The sequence below is a fragment of the Agrococcus sp. GW821-FHT14H11 genome (assembly GCF_058803545.1).
This window is the reverse complement of the sequence record NZ_JBXAPA010000007.1, coordinates 129,120-144,388: the sequence shown is the minus strand read 5'-3', so window position 1 is coordinate 144,388 and position 15,269 is coordinate 129,120. Positions and strand designations below refer to the sequence as shown.

At 73.0% G+C, this 15,269-nt stretch carries 16 protein-coding genes; 11 read left to right on the top strand and 5 right to left on the bottom strand.

All coding sequences use genetic code 11. From position 1 onward, the window contains the following. The first annotated feature begins 1 nt into the window (after position 1). From leuD to AC1RNL_RS09600, 6 genes are read left to right on the top strand one after another with little or no spacing between them, the layout of a single operon-like run. On the top strand, positions 2-607 hold the full coding sequence (gene leuD / locus AC1RNL_RS09625; protein WP_492935081.1) for a 3-isopropylmalate dehydratase small subunit: 606 nt from the start codon (positions 2-4) through the stop codon (positions 605-607). Between the two features lie 45 nt (positions 608-652). Further along, positions 653-1,969, top strand: a complete 1,317-nt coding sequence (gene murA, locus AC1RNL_RS09620) for a UDP-N-acetylglucosamine 1-carboxyvinyltransferase (protein ID WP_128188886.1) — start codon at positions 653-655, stop codon at positions 1,967-1,969. Continuing rightward, on the top strand, positions 1,969-2,775 hold the full coding sequence (locus AC1RNL_RS09615; RefSeq protein WP_492935080.1) for a lysophospholipid acyltransferase family protein: 807 nt from the start codon (positions 1,969-1,971) through the stop codon (positions 2,773-2,775). The genes murA and AC1RNL_RS09615 overlap by 1 nt, the downstream gene beginning before the upstream one ends. Then, positions 2,768-3,766, top strand: a complete 999-nt coding sequence (locus tag AC1RNL_RS09610; RefSeq protein WP_492935079.1) for an NAD(P)H-dependent glycerol-3-phosphate dehydrogenase — start codon at positions 2,768-2,770, stop codon at positions 3,764-3,766. The genes AC1RNL_RS09615 and AC1RNL_RS09610 overlap by 8 nt, the downstream gene beginning before the upstream one ends. A 2-nt stretch (positions 3,767-3,768) precedes the next feature. After that, positions 3,769-4,863, top strand: a complete 1,095-nt coding sequence (locus tag AC1RNL_RS09605; protein WP_128188844.1) for a D-alanine--D-alanine ligase family protein — start codon at positions 3,769-3,771, stop codon at positions 4,861-4,863. Next, the gene (locus tag AC1RNL_RS09600) at positions 4,788-5,405 is read left to right on the top strand and encodes a DUF488 domain-containing protein (RefSeq protein ID WP_492935105.1); all 618 of its coding nucleotides are present in this window, start codon (positions 4,788-4,790) and stop codon (positions 5,403-5,405) included. Before AC1RNL_RS09605 ends, AC1RNL_RS09600 begins: the two co-directional genes overlap by 76 nt. Positions 5,406-5,448: 43 nt before the next feature. On the opposite strand, the gene AC1RNL_RS09595 is transcribed toward AC1RNL_RS09600, so the two are convergent. From AC1RNL_RS09595 to AC1RNL_RS09575, 5 genes are all read right to left on the bottom strand, one after another. Beyond that, complete coding sequence (locus tag AC1RNL_RS09595) at positions 5,449-6,237, bottom strand: alpha/beta fold hydrolase (protein ID WP_246991830.1); 789 nt, start codon at positions 6,235-6,237, stop codon at positions 5,449-5,451. After that, entirely contained in the window at positions 6,234-6,755 is a 522-nt protein-coding gene (locus AC1RNL_RS09590; RefSeq protein WP_128188846.1) for a PadR family transcriptional regulator, read from the bottom strand. The genes AC1RNL_RS09595 and AC1RNL_RS09590 overlap by 4 nt, the downstream gene beginning before the upstream one ends. Positions 6,756-6,924: 169 nt before the next feature. Continuing rightward, positions 6,925-7,998 (bottom strand): Glu/Leu/Phe/Val dehydrogenase dimerization domain-containing protein, encoded by a 1,074-nt coding sequence (locus AC1RNL_RS09585; RefSeq protein WP_146356575.1) that lies wholly within the window; start codon positions 7,996-7,998, stop codon positions 6,925-6,927. A 206-nt stretch (positions 7,999-8,204) separates the two neighbouring features. Further along, entirely contained in the window at positions 8,205-8,486 is a 282-nt protein-coding gene (locus AC1RNL_RS09580) for an acylphosphatase (RefSeq protein WP_492935078.1), read from the bottom strand. A gap of 7 nt (positions 8,487-8,493) precedes the next feature. Continuing rightward, entirely contained in the window at positions 8,494-8,826 is a 333-nt protein-coding gene (locus AC1RNL_RS09575) for a hypothetical protein (protein WP_128188849.1), read from the bottom strand. Positions 8,827-8,947: 121 nt separating this feature from the next. Here AC1RNL_RS09575 and ychF point away from each other — a divergent pair, with 121 nt between their 5' ends. The 5 genes from ychF (at position 8,948) to AC1RNL_RS09550 (ending at position 15,227) form a co-directional block, all read left to right on the top strand. Then, positions 8,948-10,021 (top strand): redox-regulated ATPase YchF, encoded by a 1,074-nt coding sequence (gene ychF / locus AC1RNL_RS09570; protein ID WP_128188850.1) that lies wholly within the window; start codon positions 8,948-8,950, stop codon positions 10,019-10,021. A gap of 23 nt (positions 10,022-10,044) precedes the next feature. Further along, positions 10,045-11,085, top strand: coding sequence for a serine hydrolase domain-containing protein (locus tag AC1RNL_RS09565; protein WP_275065522.1), 1,041 nt, complete (start codon positions 10,045-10,047; stop codon positions 11,083-11,085). A 69-nt stretch (positions 11,086-11,154) separates the two neighbouring features. Continuing rightward, positions 11,155-11,643: an SOUL family heme-binding protein gene (locus tag AC1RNL_RS09560; RefSeq protein WP_492935077.1), complete on the top strand. Its 489-nt coding sequence runs from the start codon at positions 11,155-11,157 to the stop codon at positions 11,641-11,643. A gap of 239 nt (positions 11,644-11,882) precedes the next feature. Next, positions 11,883-12,608 carry a competence/damage-inducible protein A gene (locus tag AC1RNL_RS09555; protein WP_492935076.1) on the top strand — a complete coding sequence of 242 codons (726 nt, stop codon included), beginning with the start codon at positions 11,883-11,885 and terminating at the stop codon, positions 12,606-12,608. Positions 12,609-12,683: 75 nt separating this feature from the next. After that, positions 12,684-15,227: an excinuclease ABC subunit UvrA gene (locus AC1RNL_RS09550; protein ID WP_492935075.1), complete on the top strand. Its 2,544-nt coding sequence runs from the start codon at positions 12,684-12,686 to the stop codon at positions 15,225-15,227. Positions 15,228-15,269: the final 42 nt, after the last annotated feature.

Here is a 15,269-nt window from a genome sequence, read left to right as displayed (position 1 = left end):
GATGGAGAAGATCAGCACGCTGACCGGCCCGATCATCCCGCTCGAGCGGTCGAACGTCGACACCGACCAGATCATCCCCGCCGTCTTCCTGAAGCGGGTCACGAAGACCGGCTACGACGACGCGCTCTTCCACTCGTGGCGGCAGGACCCGTCGTTCGTGCTCAACCAGGTGCCCTACCGCGACGGCGGCATCCTCGTCGTCGGCCACGACTTCGGCACCGGCTCGAGCCGCGAGCACGCGGTGTGGGCGCTGCGCGACTTCGGCATCACCGCCGTGCTCGGCCCGCGCTTCGGCGAGATCTTCCGCGGCAACGCCGGCAAGCAGGGGCTGCTCGTCGGGCAGATCTCGGAGGAGTCGATGGAGGCCCTCTGGGCCGTCGCGAAGGCGAGCCCGGGCGCGACGGTCGACGTCGACCTCGAGGCGCGCACCGCGACCGCCGGCGGCGTCGCGCACGACTTCGAGATCGACGACTACACTCGCTGGCGCCTGCTCGAAGGCCTCGACGACATCGCCCTGACCCTCCGAGACGAGGACGCGATCTCCGCGTTCGAAGCCAAGCGCCCGTCGTGGATGCCCACGACGCAGCCTGTGAGCGAAGGAACCTGAGTGAACCTGACCGAGTTCAGCAAGAGCGCCGGCGCCGCCGTCGGGATGAACGTCGACCGCATCACGGTGCGCGGCGGCAAGCCCCTGCAGGGGCGCATCCAGATGAAGGGCGCGAAGAACCTCGTCACGAAGGCGATGGTCGCGGCGCTGCTGGGCGAGTCGCCGAGCGAGCTGCGCAGCGTGCCCGAGATCAGCGACGTGCGCGTCGTGCAGGGCCTGCTCGAGCTGCACGGCGTCAGCGTCGAGCGCGACGGCGACACGCTGCGCCTCGACCCGGCGAACGTGCGCACCGCCCACGAGACGTCGATCAACGCGCACGCCGGCTCCAGCCGCATCCCGATCCTCTTCTGCGGGCCGCTCCTGCACCAGCTGGGCGAGGCGTTCATCCCCGACCTCGGCGGCTGCCACATCGGCGACCGGCCGATCGACTTCCACCTCGAGGTGCTGCGCACCTTCGGCGCCGTCGTCGAGAAGCTGCCGAGCGGCATCCGCATGACCGCCCCGAACGGCCTGCACGGCGCCAAGATCGAGCTGCCCTACCCGTCGGTCGGCGCGACCGAGCAGGTGCTGCTGGGCGCGGTGCGCGCCCGCGGCCGCACCGAGCTGAAGAACGCGGCCGTCGAGCCCGAGATCCTCGACCTCATCGCGATCCTGCAGAAGATGGGCGCCGAGATCCAGGTCGACACCGACCGCACGATCCGCATCGAGGGCGTCGACCGGCTCGTCGGCTACAGCCACACGGCGCTCTTCGACCGCAACGAGACGGCCTCCTGGGCGTGCGCGGCGCTCGCGACCGGCGGCGACGTGTTCCTCGAGGGCGCTCGGCAGCCCGAGATGACGACGTTCCTCAACGTGTTCCGCAAGGCCGGCGGCGCGTTCGAGATCGAGGACGACGGCATCCGCTTCTGGCACCCGGGCGGCGACCTGAAGCCCGTCGTGGTCGAGACGGATGTGCACCCCGGCTTCATGACGGACTGGCAGCAGCCGCTCGTCGTGGCGCTGACGAAGGCGAACGGCATCTCGATCGTGCACGAGACCGTCTACGAGCAGCGCTTCGGCTTCACCGAGGCGCTCGTCGAGATGGGAGCGCGCATCCAGATCCACACTGACTGCCTGGGCAGCCACGCGTGCCGCTTCGGCGCCCGCAACTACCAGCACTCCGCCGTGATCGCAGGCCCCGTCGAGCTGCACGGCGCCGACGTCGTGGTGCCCGACCTGCGCGGCGGCTTCAGCCACCTCGTGGCGGCGCTGACGGCCGAGGGCACGAGCCGCATCTCCAACGTCGGGATCATCGCCCGCGGGTACGAGCGCTTCATCGAGAAGCTGGAGACCCTCGGCGCGGACTTCGACGTGGAGGGCTGATGGCGCTGCCCGGCATCCCGCCGAAGTCGGAGCGCAGCCCCGTCTACCTCGGGCTCGCCGCGCTCGTCCTCCCCGCAGTGGCAGGCATGGCGAAGCTGCGCATCCGCGGGCACGAGCACCTGCCCGCCACGGGCGCGTTCGTGCTCTCGCCCAACCACTTCAGCGAGATCGATCCGGTGATCATGGCGGTCGCGGTGTGGAAGTCGGGCCGGGTGCCGCGCTTCATGGCGAAGGCGAGCCTGTTCGAGATCCCGGTGATCGGCAGCATCCTGCGGGCGGCCGGGCAGATCCCCGTCGAGCGCGCGGGCCGCTCGTCGCACGGCGAGCCGATGCAGGCGGCGCGCACCCTCGTGCGCGAGGAGCAGGGCGTCATCATCTACCCCGAGGGCTCGCTCACGCGCGAGCCGAACCTCTGGCCGATGCGCGGCAAGACGGGGGCGGTGCGCATGGCCCTCGAGGCCGGCGTGCCGCTCATCCCCGCGGCGCACTGGGGCACGCAGCACCTGCTGCCGCGCTACGGCAAGCGCCTCCACCCGTTCCCGCGCAAGCACATCGACATCCTCTTCGGCCCCCCGGTCGACCTCAGCGACTTCGAGGGCCGCACCGACCAGGCGTCGATGACGGCCGCGACCGACCGCGTCATGGGCGCGATCGCCGGGCTGCTCGGCGAGCTGCGGGGCGAGCAGCCCCCGGCGGTGCGCTACGACCCGTCGCAGTACGGGCAGTCCGAGATCGGGCGCTTCGAGGCGGGGCCGGATGCGCCGGAGCACCCGGGCACGGACGACGAGCGGCGCACGGATGGTTGACGCCGCCGTCCTCGGCGCCGGCAGCTGGGGCACGACGTTCGCGAAGGCGCTCGCCGACGGCGGCGCCGAGACGGTGCTGTGGGCGCGGCGGCCGGAGGCGGCGCGCGAGATCGACGAGTCGCGCCGCAACACCCGCTACCTGCCGGGCATCACGCTGCCGGCGTCCCTGCACGCGACGAGCGACGTGCGCGAGGCGCTCGCCGAGGCATCCCAGGTCTACCTCGCCGTGCCGAGCCAGCAGCTGCGCCAGCTGCTGCGCGAGCACGGCGGCGCGATCCGCGACGACGCGCCCGTCGTGAGCCTCATGAAGGGCGTCGAGGCGGGCACGCGGCTGCGGATGAGCGAGGTCATCGCCGAGGAGCTGCAGATCGACGCCGGCCGCATCGCGGTCGTCTCGGGGCCGAACCTCGCGCTCGAGATCGCGCAGGAGCACCCGACCGCCGCGGTGGTCGCCTCGTCGAGCCCGATGACGGCGCGCGAGGTGGCGAAGCGGGCGCGCAACGACTACTTCCACTCGTTCATCAACACCGACGTGATCGGCACCGAGTTCGGCGGCGTGCTGAAGAACCTCGTGGCGCTCGCGATCGGCATCGTCGACGGCGTCGGCTACGGCGAGAACACGAAGGCGTCGATCATCACGCGCGGCCTCGCCGAAGTGACCGACTTCGCGGTGGCGCACGGCGCCGAGCCGCAGACGATGAGCGGGCTGGCCGGCCTCGGCGACCTCATCGCCACGTGCGGCTCGCCCCTGTCGCGCAACTTCACCGCCGGGCGGCTGCTCGGCATGGGCTATTCGCGCACCGACGTGATCGCCCGCATGGAGCAGGTGGCCGAGGGCCTCGCCTCCGTCGACCCGGTCGCGCAGCTCGCGGCCGCGAAGGGCGTGCGGATGCCGATCCTCGAGCAGGTGCGCCTGGTGCTCGACGGCGCCATGGACCCGCGCGACATCGCCCCCCACCTGACGACCGACGACGAGCCGATCGAGGAGTGACGGTGCCCGAGACCCCCACGAAGACCCGCGTCGCGCTGCTGTTCGGCGGCCGCTCGAGCGAGCACAGCATCTCGTGCGCGACCGCCGGCAGCGTGCTGCGCCACCTCGACCGCGAGCGGTTCGAGCCGATCGTCGTCGGGATCGCCCCCGACGGCGCCTGGACGCTGTGGGACGGCGACCCGGCCGAGCTGACGCTCGAGGCGATGCCCGTCGTCGCCGACAACGGCACCCGCGTGCGGCTGCCGCAGGTCGCGGGGGAGCGCACCCTCACCGTCGAGGACGCCTCCGGCACCCGCACCGTGCCCGTCGACATCGTTTTCCCGATCCTGCACGGCCCGTTCGGCGAGGACGGCACCGTGCAGGGCGCGCTCGAGCTGGCGGGGCTGCCGTACGTCGGCAACGGGGTGCTCGCGAGCGCCGTCGGCATGGACAAGCACTTCACCAAGACCGTGCTCGAGCACGCGGGCATCCGCGTCGCGCCGTGGATGACGATCTCGCGCGCCGACTGGGCGCGCGACCCCGACGCGGTGCGCGCGCGGCTCGGCGACTTCCCGATGCCGGTGTTCGTCAAGCCGGCCCGCGCGGGCTCCTCGGTGGGCGTGAGCCGCGTCGCCTCGGTGCTCGAGTTCGACCGCGCGATGGAGACGGCGCTCGCCGAGGACACGCGCGCGCTCGTCGAGGCCGGCGTCTCCGGGCGCGAGATCGAGCTGGGCGTGCTCGCGGGCCGCGCCGGCGCGATGCCGCGCGCGTCGTTGCCGGGCGAGATCGAGCTCGACGAGGGGCGCTTCTACGACTTCGACCTCAAGTACCGCGGCGGCGAGGGCGCCCGCGTCGTCTGCCCTGCCGAGGTCGACGACGAGACGCTCGCCGCGCTGCAGACGACGGCGATCCGGGCGTTCGAGGCGATCGAGGGCGCCGGGCTCGCCCGCGTCGACTTCTTCGTCTCGCCCGAGCACGGCATCGTCGTCAACGAGATCAACACCATGCCCGGCTTCACGTCGATCTCGATGTTCCCGGTCGTCTGGGAGGCGACGGGCATCGCGTACGGCGACCTCATCACCGAGCTGATCGAGCTGGGGCTCCAGGAGCAGCGATAGCCGCCACCCTGCTCACCGTCGGCCACGGCCGGCTCGACGGCGACGGGCTCCGCTCCCTGCTGGGCGGCGCCGGCGTCGAGCTCGTCGTCGACATCCGCCGCTTCCCGGGCAGCCGGGCCAACCCCGCGGCGTCGCGCGACGCGATCGAGGGCGAGCTCGCCGCGGGCGGCATCGGCTGGCGCTGGGAGGAGCGGCTGGGCGGCCGGCGGCGGCTGACCGCCGCGGAGGACGCCGCGTCACCGGATGCGTGGTGGCGGGTCGCCGCGTTCCGCGCGTACGCGGCGTGGACGCGCTCCGACGACTTCGCGGCGGCCCTCGCCGAGGTGCTCGCCGAGGCCGAGGAGCGCCGCGTCGCGGTCATGTGCTCGGAGGCGGTGTGGTGGCGGTGCCACCGGCGCGTCGTCGCCGACGTCGCGGTGGTGCTGCACGGCGCCGAGCCGCTGCACCTCATGCACGACGGCTCATTGCGCCCGCACCCGGTGAGCGAGTCGGCCGTCGTCGTCGACGGCGCCGTGCGCTGGCCCGCGGAGGCGGCAAACTGACGCACGCCGGCTGACGCGGCCCGGCTGACGCGGGCCGACCGGCTCAGAGGTGCACGAGCTCCGGCTCGCGCAGCCACCCGTCGATCCGGCCCTGCAGCCAGGCGACGACCATGGCGTTGAAGTGCTCGACGTCCTCGATGCTCCACACGTGGTGGACGCCGGGCGCGGTGCGGGTCTCGGCGTGCGGGACCGCCATCTGGATGCGGTCGAGGGAGGCGCGCATGACCGCGTGATCCTTCTCGCCGACGACCGCGAGCATCCGCCCCGAGTAGTCCCGGAGGTCCTGCGGCAGCGTGCCGCTGAAGACCTCGTCGAGCATCGCCCGCGCGTTGTCCTGCCGGAGGGTGACGCCGTGCTCGACGAACGCGCGGCGCGCTTCCTTCGGCATGCCGTAGACAGCCGCCTGGGCGCGCCAGCTCCAGCGCATGCCCCACAGCGCGAGCTGCGCGCGCGCGGCGAGGCGGGTCTGGCGGGGGAGCGGCACGGCCGCGGCGCCGCTCACGAGCACCGAGCGCACGAGCTCCGGGTGCCGGGCGGCCAGGTGCAGCGCGACGGCACCGCCGAGCGACAGGCCGACCACGTCGACGCGCCGCTCGCCCGCGAGCGCGCGGATCCGCTCGGCGACGTCGTCGGCGGCGCCGGCGAGGCCCGGCCAGTCCTCGGCGGCGCGGGCGCCGAAGCCGGGCAGGTCGGGCGTGAGCGCGAGCCGGTCGGCGACGGCGGGCAGCTGCGGCTCCCACATCCAGTTGGCGACGTTGCCGCCGTGGATGAGCACGACGGGCGGATGCTCGCTGGGCATGGCGGGCGGGTGGACCTCGGGGAAGGCGGTCACGGCAGCTGCTCCTCGAGGGCGTCGAGCCAGTCGAGCTCGACCTGCACGTGCCGGAGCCCGTGGTCGAGCGTGGCGAAGCGGAGGTGCTCGGCGCGCGTCGCGGGCTCGGGCATGGCGTCGCGGATGGCCTCGAACTCGCCCTGGCGCGCGAGGGCGAGGGCGCGGCGCTGCTCGATGAGGGCGCTCAGCTCGTCGTCGTCGAGCGCGTCGGCGAGGAAGACGCGGGCGAGGAACGCCTCGCGCTCGGGCTGCCGGTCGAGGTCGGAGCGCAGCCAGTCGTGGAGCGCCTCGCGGCCGGCGGGCGTGAGGTGGTGCTCGAGCCGGTCGGGGGTGTTCGTGCCCGGCACCACGGTGACGGTCGCGTGCCCGTCGTCGACGATCGTGCCGAGGGTGCGGTAGATCTGCGCCTTGTCGGCCGACCAGAAGTGGTTGACCGTGGTGTCGAAGTGCCGCTTGAGGTCGGCGCCGGTCATCGGGGCCAGGTCGAGCAGCCCGAGGATGATGCGGGAGAGGATCACGGCCTCAGTGGAGCAGACGCTAGTCGATCTGTCAACTAGCGAAGCTGCGACAGGAGGCCGCGCGCGACGCGCGGCGCCCCCTGCCGCGACGCTACTCGCGCCGTGTCCGGGCGCGCCACGGCAGGGGCGGCGGGCGTCTCGCGCACCGCCGCCTCCTGGTCCCGTCGTCTCAGACGCCGACGTGCATGGCGTGGGCGGAGGCGCGCGCCGCGTCGATGCGCTCGGCGGCGAGCGCCTCGGCCGCGGCGAGCGGCGTGATGCCCCGCTCGCTCGCGCTCGCGAGCACGCCGCGCACGGTGTCGCCGATGCCGGTGAGGCGCTCGGCGATCGCGGGCCACTCCATGCCGTGCCCCATGCCCTCGAGGTGGATGACGCCGCCGGCGTTCACGACGAAGTCGGGCGCGTAGACGATGCCGCGCGCCGCGAGCCGCTCGGCGCCGGAGCGGTCGGCGAGCGGGTTGTTGGCAGGGCCGACGACGGCCCGCACCGGCAGCGCGTCGATCGTCTCGTCGGTGAGGATGCCGCCCAGGCCGGCAGGGACGAGCACGTCGGCGGGCGTCGTCAGCGCGGCTTCGGGCGCGATCCACTCGGCGCCGAGGTCGTGGGCGAGCTGGCGCTTGCGGTCGTCGATGTCGGTGACGAACAGGCGCGCGCCGTGCCCGGCGAGCATGCGCGCGAGGCGGCCGCCGACCTGGCCGAGGCCCGAGATCACGAACGAGCGCTCCTCGATGCGGTCGGAGCCGAAGGCGGCCTCGAGCGTCGGCGCGATCGCCGAGTAGACGCCGAGCGCGGTCGCGCCCGCGGGCTCGCCGGCGCCGCCGTTCTCAGCGGGGAGGCCCACGACGTGCGCGGTGCGCTCGCGCACGACGAGCATGTCGTGCTCGGTCGTGCCGACGTCCTCGGCGGTGCGGTAGCGACCGTCGAGCGCCTCGACGAGGTCGCCGAGGTCGAGGAGCGCGGCGCGGCGGCGCTCGGCGTCGAGCGTCGTGCCCATCGGCAGCGCGATGACCGACTTGCCGCCGCCCGCGTCGAGGCCGGCTGCCGCGTTCTTCAGCGTCATCGCGGCCGAGAGCCGCAGCGCGTCCGCCTGCCCGTCGGCCCACGTCGGGTAGGTCCACATCCGGCATCCGCCGAGCGCCGGGCCCAGCGCGCTCGAGTGCAGTGCGACGGTGATGACGAGTCCGCTGCGGGCGCCCATGGATGTCAGGACGCGCTCGTGCGTGAACTCAGGGATGGCGCTCATGGCGGCTCTCCTCATTGAGTGCATGCGCCGTGGATCCCACGGCGCTGTGGGGTGCCGCGGGTCGCGCGGCTGCCTCGATCATGGTGCGGATGCGCGCGGCGCGCAAGCGGGAGCCGCCCAGTTGCGCGCGCAGCGCAGTGGCGCCGCAGGAAACCGCGTCGGATTGCGCACCTCGACCTGCCGGGGCGAGCGCCGCGCGGCGACGGTCAGGCGATGCGGAAGCCCTCGTCGCCGCGCGGCTCCGCCTCGGCGGCGTCGACCCGGTCGACGTGGGCCGAGGGCGGGCCGTGCGCGAGCCACGCGCCCATCGCCCGCACCGCATCCGCCGTGCCCTCGACCTCCGCCTCGACCGTGCCGTCGACGCGGTTGCGCACGCTGCCGGCGACGCCGAGGCGCCGGGCCTCGTGCGCCGCCGCCATGCGGAAGCCGACGCCCTGCACGCTGCCGTGCACCACGAAGCGGCGGCGGATGCGGTCGGTCGCCGTCATGCCGCGCTCAGTGCTGGTCGCGGGGTGCGTTGTCCTCCGACCAGTGCGACTGCTCCTGCTCGAGCTCGACGCGCTCCTCGCCGTCGACCTGCTCGGGCTGCTCGGCGTCGGGGCCGGTCGGCCAGGCGTGGCTGGGCGCCTCGACGGGCGTGCCGTCGCCGTGCACGGGCTTGCCGGTCTTCGGGTCGATCGCGGCGCCGTCGTGGCCGGCTCCGGGCGGGAACTCGTTGTGGCGAGTGTCGAACGACGATGCCGAGCCGCTGTCGGCCGGTGGCGCCTCGTGGTACACGGGGTCGCCGTCGCGGGAGTCGTGGTGCGGGTCGTTCTGGTTGTGGGTCATCGTCGCTCCTGACGCGCTGCGCCCTGCGCGCGATGCGCCCGCGGGGCTGGTGCGGCAGACGCTACGCCGCTCACCTGGGGGGAACAAGGGAGCCGGCCGCCCGCCGGTAGGCTGATCTGTCGTGGCACTCACGATCGGCATCGTCGGACTCCCCAACGTGGGCAAGTCGACCCTCTTCAACGCTCTCACCAAGAACACCGTGCTCGCGGCGAACTACCCGTTCGCGACGATCGAGCCGAACATCGGGGTGGTCGAGCTGCCGGACGAGCGCCTGACGCGCCTCGCCGAGATCTTCGGCTCGGCGCGCATCCTGCCCGCCGCCGTCTCCTTCGTCGACATCGCCGGCATCGTGAAGGGCGCGAGCGAGGGCGAGGGGCTCGGCAACCAGTTCCTCGCCAACATCCGCGAGGCCGACGCGATCGCACAGGTCGTGCGCGGCTTCGCCGACGGCGACGTCGTCCACGTCGAGGGCGCGGTCAACCCCGCCTCCGACATGGAGACGATCAACACCGAGCTCATCCTCGCCGACATGCAGACGCTCGAGAAGGCGATCCCGCGCCTCGAGAAGGAGGTCAAGGGCAAGAAGGTCGACCCCTCGGTGCTCGCGGCCGCCGTCGAGGCCAACGAGATCCTGAACTCGGGCCGCACCCTCCAGCAGGCAGGCTTCGACACGACGCCCATCAAGGAGCTCGGGCTCCTCACCGCGAAGCCCGTGCTCTTCGTCTTCAACGTCGACGAGGAGGTGCTGTCGGATGCGTCGAAGAAGGCCGAGCTCGAGGCCCTCGTCGCGCCGGCCAAGGCCGTCTTCCTCGACGCGAAGGTCGAGTCGGAGCTCGTCGACCTCGAGCCCGACGAGGCGCTGGAGCTGCTGCAGTCGCTCGGCCAGGAGGAGTCGGGCCTCGACCAGCTCGCCCGCATCGGCTTCGAGACGCTCGGCCTGCAGACCTACCTGACGGCCGGTCCCAAGGAGTCGCGCGCCTGGACGATCCGCAAGGGCTGGACGGCGCCGCAGGCCGCCGGCGTCATCCACACCGACTTCGAGCGCGGCTTCATCAAGGCCGAGGTCGTCTCCTTCGCCGACCTCGACGCAGCCGGCTCGATGGCGGATGCGAAGGCCGCGGGCCGCGTGCGCATCGAGGGCAAGGACTACGTGATGGCCGACGGCGACGTGGTCGAGTTCCGCTTCAACGTGTGAGCGTCCCGCCCTCGACCTCGACGATGGGCGAGCTGCGGGCTCGCGTCGCGGCTGCACCGTCGGGTCCGCCGGATCCGCCGGCGCTGAGCGTCGCGGTCATGGCGCACGGACGTGTCGAGGAGGCGGCGGGCTTCGGACTCCTGGCCGCCGACGGGCAGCGGCAGGCCGGGCCCGAGTCGATCTTCCACGCGGCGTCGATGAGCAAGCTGGTCACGGCGCTGGCTGCGCTGCGGCTCGTCGCGCAGGGGGACATCGATCTCGATCAGGACATCGATCGGTACGCGACCACCTGGCGGCTGCCTCGGGCGACGAGCGGTGGCGCGGTCACGCTGCGGATGCTGCTGAGCCACCACAGCGGCATCGTGGACGCCGACGGCGCCTTCGACGTCATCCTTCCTGGGAGCACCCGCCCGTCGATCGACGATGTCCTGCGTGGACGGCACGCGCCGAGCGCGCGAGCTGTCCGTCAGGAGCACGAGCCGGGGGTGCGGTTCGTGTACTCCGATGCCGGCTATGGCGTCGTCGAGCGGCTGCTCACCGATGTCATCGGTGCACCGTTCACCGCGCTGATGAGCGAGCTCGTGCTGCAGCCGCTCGGCATGACCCGCAGCCGGTTCGGCACGCCCGAGGAGCTCGGCGCGGACGTGGCAGATGGCCATGACTCGGCAGGCGTCGTCATCGAGGGGCGGCGTCCGGACTACCCGTGCTCGGCCGCGGCCGGTCTTTGGTCGACGCCGACCGACCTCTGCCAGATCGCGCGAGAGCTCCACCGTGCTCTTCGGGACTCCGGCGCGCTGGGGATCCCGGGAGCGCTCGCGCGCGACATGGTCAGCGGCCAGTTCGACACCGGATGGGCAGGGCTCGGCGCCTTCCTGGGCGGGGATCCGGCGGGCACGCGCATCACGTCGCTCGGGTGGGGCGTCGGCTTCCAGTGCATGCTCCGCGCATATCCCGACTCCGGCGACGCGGTCGTGGTGATGACGAACAGCGATCCGGGGCGCCCGCAGGACGAGGCGATCTCCGGCCAGGTCGTGGAGATCGTCGAGCGCCTGCGGGGGTGGTGAGTCGCCCCTGGAGAGCCCCGGCAAGCCGCCCGCTCGACGTGCGGGATCCGGCGAGCCTACCGTGGGGGCATGACGGAGCAGCAGCGCTACACGGTGCTCTCCGAGCATGACGGCTACGAGGTGCGCCGCTACCCCGCGCACCTGCTCGCGCAGGTCGAAGCACCAGGGTCGTTCTTCGAGGCGGGAAACCGGGGCTTCGGCCCGCTCATCCGCTACATCACCGCCTCGCACATCTCGATGACGGCACCCGTGATCCAGGCGCCGGGCGTCACGCAGCAGTGGACGGTGAGCTTCGTGATGCCAGCGAGCGCCACCCGCGTTCCGGCTCCGTCAGACGCCGCCGTCCGCATCGTGGAAGTGCCCGAGCGGCGGGTCGCCGCGCGGAGGTTCAGCGGTGGATCCAACGAGACGAGGTATCAGGAGAACGCCGATGCGCTCGAAGCGGCGCTTGCCCGGGATGGCGTCGCCGTCGAAGGTCCGGTCTGCTTCGCACGCTACGACCCGCCCTGGAAGCCCGGGTTCCTGAAGAGGAACGAGGCGCTGGTCGCTCTCGCATGAGAAGCGCCCATCGAGCAGGGTCGGCTCCAAGAGGACACCGGGTCTCGCACCGCATCTGCACCTCGTACCCAGGAAGCACTCAGCGGTGGCCTGGCAGTGTGTACCCCGGTACTCCTGGGGCGGGAAACGTCTTGGATGAAGGCCCAGCGACAGCCCCTCCGCTTCGGCGTGAGGGGCTTCCACCTTGTTTGGGCGGTTCTCGTTTGGCTTCCTCCAGCCCGGCACGCCAGTCTTGACCCATGTCGAACCCGACCGCCGCGATGCTCGTGATTGGCGACGAGATCCTGTCAGGGCGCACTCGCGAGGCGAACGCGTACCACCTTGCCGGCCGGCTCGGGCAGGTCGGCATCGACCTCCGCGAGATCCGCGTCGTGCCCGACGACCACCGGGTGATCGTCGACGCGCTCGACCAGCTGCGGGCGGCGCACACGCACGTCTTCACCTCCGGCGGCATCGGCCCGACCCATGACGACATCACCGCGGATGCGGTGGCCGACGCGTTCGGTGTCGGCATCGATGTGCGCGAGGACGCTCGAGAGCACCTGCAGGCGGCCGTCGGCGCGAGGAGGACGCTGACGCCCGAGCACCTGCGCATGGCGCGCATCCCGCACGGCGCTGCACTGATCGCCAACCGCATCAGCGGCGCGCCGGGCTTCAGCATCGGCAACGTGCACGTGATGGCCGGCGTGCCGGCGATCTTCGTCGCCATGCTCGACGACCTCCTGCCGGGTCTCGAGGCGGGCTCGCCGGTGGTCTCGAGCGAGCTGCGCTTCGACGTCGGCGAGGGCCGGATCGCCGCTCCGCTGCGCGAGCTCGCGGCCGAGATGCCGACGCTCAGCATCGGCTCGTACCCGTTCCGCGACGACGCCGGCTACGGCACGAACATCGTCGTGCGAGGGACCGAGCCGACGCTCGTGCGGGAGGCGATGGAGCGGCTGCGCGCCATCCACGAGGCGGTGGGATGAGCGTGGTGCGTGGAGCCTCAGCGCCGTGAAGCACTGCTCAGCGGTCTCGCGGGCGCCTCGCGAGAGACTGGCCGGATGGATGCAGTGGGGGAGTCGGGCCTGGACCGCGTGAGGGTCCGAGGGGCCCGCGAGCACAACCTGCGGAGCGTCGACCTCGACATCCCGCGCGACGCGCTCGTGGCGTTCACGGGGATCTCCGGCTCCGGCAAGAGCTCGCTCGCGTTCGGCACGATCTACGCCGAGTCGCAGCGTCGCTACTTCGAGTCGGTCGCGCCCTACGCGCGGCGGCTCATGAGCCAGGTCGGGGTGCCCGACGTCGACGCGATCGACGGCCTGCCGCCGGCCGTCGCGCTCCCGCAGCAGCGCTCGGGCGGCTCGGCGCGCTCGACGGTCGGCAGCGCGACGACGATCGCCAACGTCGTGCGCATGCTCTACTCGCGGGTCGGCACCTACCCGGCCGGCGCCCCGATGCTCTACGCGGAGGACTTCTCCACCAACACCGTGCAGGGCGCGTGCCCGACGTGCCACGGGCTCGGCCAGGTGCACGACGTGCCCGAGTCGCTCATGGTGCCCGACGACTCGCTGACGATCCGCGATGGGGCGCTCGCGGCCTGGCCCACCGCGTGGCACGGCAAGCAGCTGCGCGACAGCCTCATCTCGCTCGGCTACGACATCGACGTGCCGTGGCGCGAGCTGCCGCGCGAGCAGCGCGAGTGGGCGCTCTTCACCGACGAGTCGCCGCAGGTGCCGATCTACACCGACCGCGGCCCGGCGGAGGTGCGGAAGGCGATCGCCGCCGGCGTCGAGCCGCGCTACATGAGCACGTTCCTGGGCGTGCGCCGCTACGTGCTGAGCACCTTCGCCGGCTCGAAGAGCGCCCGGATGCGCGAGCGCGCGGCGTCGTTCATGGTGAGCGTCGCGTGCCCGGAGTGCGGTGGCCGCCGCTTGAAGGGCGAGGCGCTCGCGGTCACGTTCGAGGGGCTCGCCATCACCGAGCTCGCCGCGATGCCGCTCGACGACGTCGCGGCGCTCCTCCAGCACGTGCTCGAGCCCGACTGGCGGCCGCGCGGCGGAGCCGGCGACGAGCATCCCGAGCAGCTGCTCGCAGCACGGCGCCTCGTGACCGATCTCCTCGCGCGCCTCGCGCCCATCATCGACCTCGGGCTCGGCTCGCTCTCGCTCGACCGCACCACCGCATCCCTCTCCTCCGGCGAGCTGCAGCGCATGCGGCTCGCGACCCAGGTGCTCTCGCAGCTCTTCGGCGTCGTGTTCGTGCTCGACGAGCCCTCGGCCGGGCTCCACCCCGCCGACACGGAGTCGCTGCTGCGCATCCTGCGGCGGCTGCGCGACACGGGCAACTCCGTGTTCTTCGTCGAGCACTCGCTCGACGTCATCCGCGAGGCCGACTGGGTCGTGGACATCGGTCCCGGCGCCGGCTCCGAAGGCGGCGCGGTCGTCTACTCGGGGCCGCTCGACGGGCTGCGGGAGGCGGACGACTCCGTCACGCGCCGCTACCTGTTCGACGCGCCGTCGCCGAGCCGCGAGCGGCGCGATCGCCGGGCCGGCGACGGCGTGCTCGAGCTGCAGGGCGTCTCCCGGCACAACGTGCGCGACCTCTCGGTCGGGTTCCCGCTCGGCGCGCTCACCGCCGTCACCGGGGTCTCCGGCTCGGGGAAGTCGACGCTCGTGGTGCAGGCGCTGCCCGAGCTGCTGCGCGCGAGCCTCGCGAGCGAGGTCGACGACGCGGCTGTCGATGAGGACACTCCCGCCGCCGACCCGCTCGCGCAGCGCAACGAGGCGGAGACCGCCGGACGGGCACATGGCCCAGCCGGCCGCCTACGGCGCGTCGTGCAGGTGAGCCAGCGACCCATCGGCCGCACCTCGCGCTCGAACGTCGCGACCTACACGGGCCTCTTCGACCGCGTGCGCGCGCTGTTCGCCGCGACGCCCGAGGCCAGGCGGCGCCGCTACGCGCCGAGCCGGTTCTCGTTCAACCTGCCCGCAGGGCGCTGCCCGACCTGCAAGGGGGAGGGCACGATGGAGGTCGAGCTGCTCTTCCTGCCGACCGTGCACGCGCCGTGCACCACGTGCGGCGGGCGCCGGTACAACGCCGAGACGCTCGAGATCGAGCTCGACGGCCGCTCGATCGCCGACGTCCTCGCGATGAGCGTGCGCGACGCCCGCGCGTCCTTCAGCGACGACGCCGAGGTCAACCGGCACCTCGACGCGCTGCTCGACGTCGGCCTCGGCTACGTCGCGCTCGGCCAGCCGGCACCCCAGCTCTCGGGCGGGGAGGCGCAGCGCGTCAAGCTCGCCGCCGAGCTGCAGCGCGGGCAGCGCGACGACACGCTGTACCTGCTCGACGAGCCGACCTCCGGGCTGCACGCCGCTGACGCCGACCGGCTGCTCGCCCACCTCCAGCACCTCGTCGACGGTGGCAGCACCGTCGTCATGGTCGAGCACGACATGCGCATCGTCGCCGAGGCCGACTGGGTGATCGACCTCGGCCCGGGGTCGGGGGATGCGGGCGGCCGGGTGGTCGCGGAGGGCACGCCCGAGCAGGTGGCGGCGAGCCCCTCGAGCCGCACCGCCCCGTACCTCGCGGCGGCGCTGGGGTGAGCGCAGCGCGGTAGCCCACGCGGCCGAGCCTGGTCGCGCGTG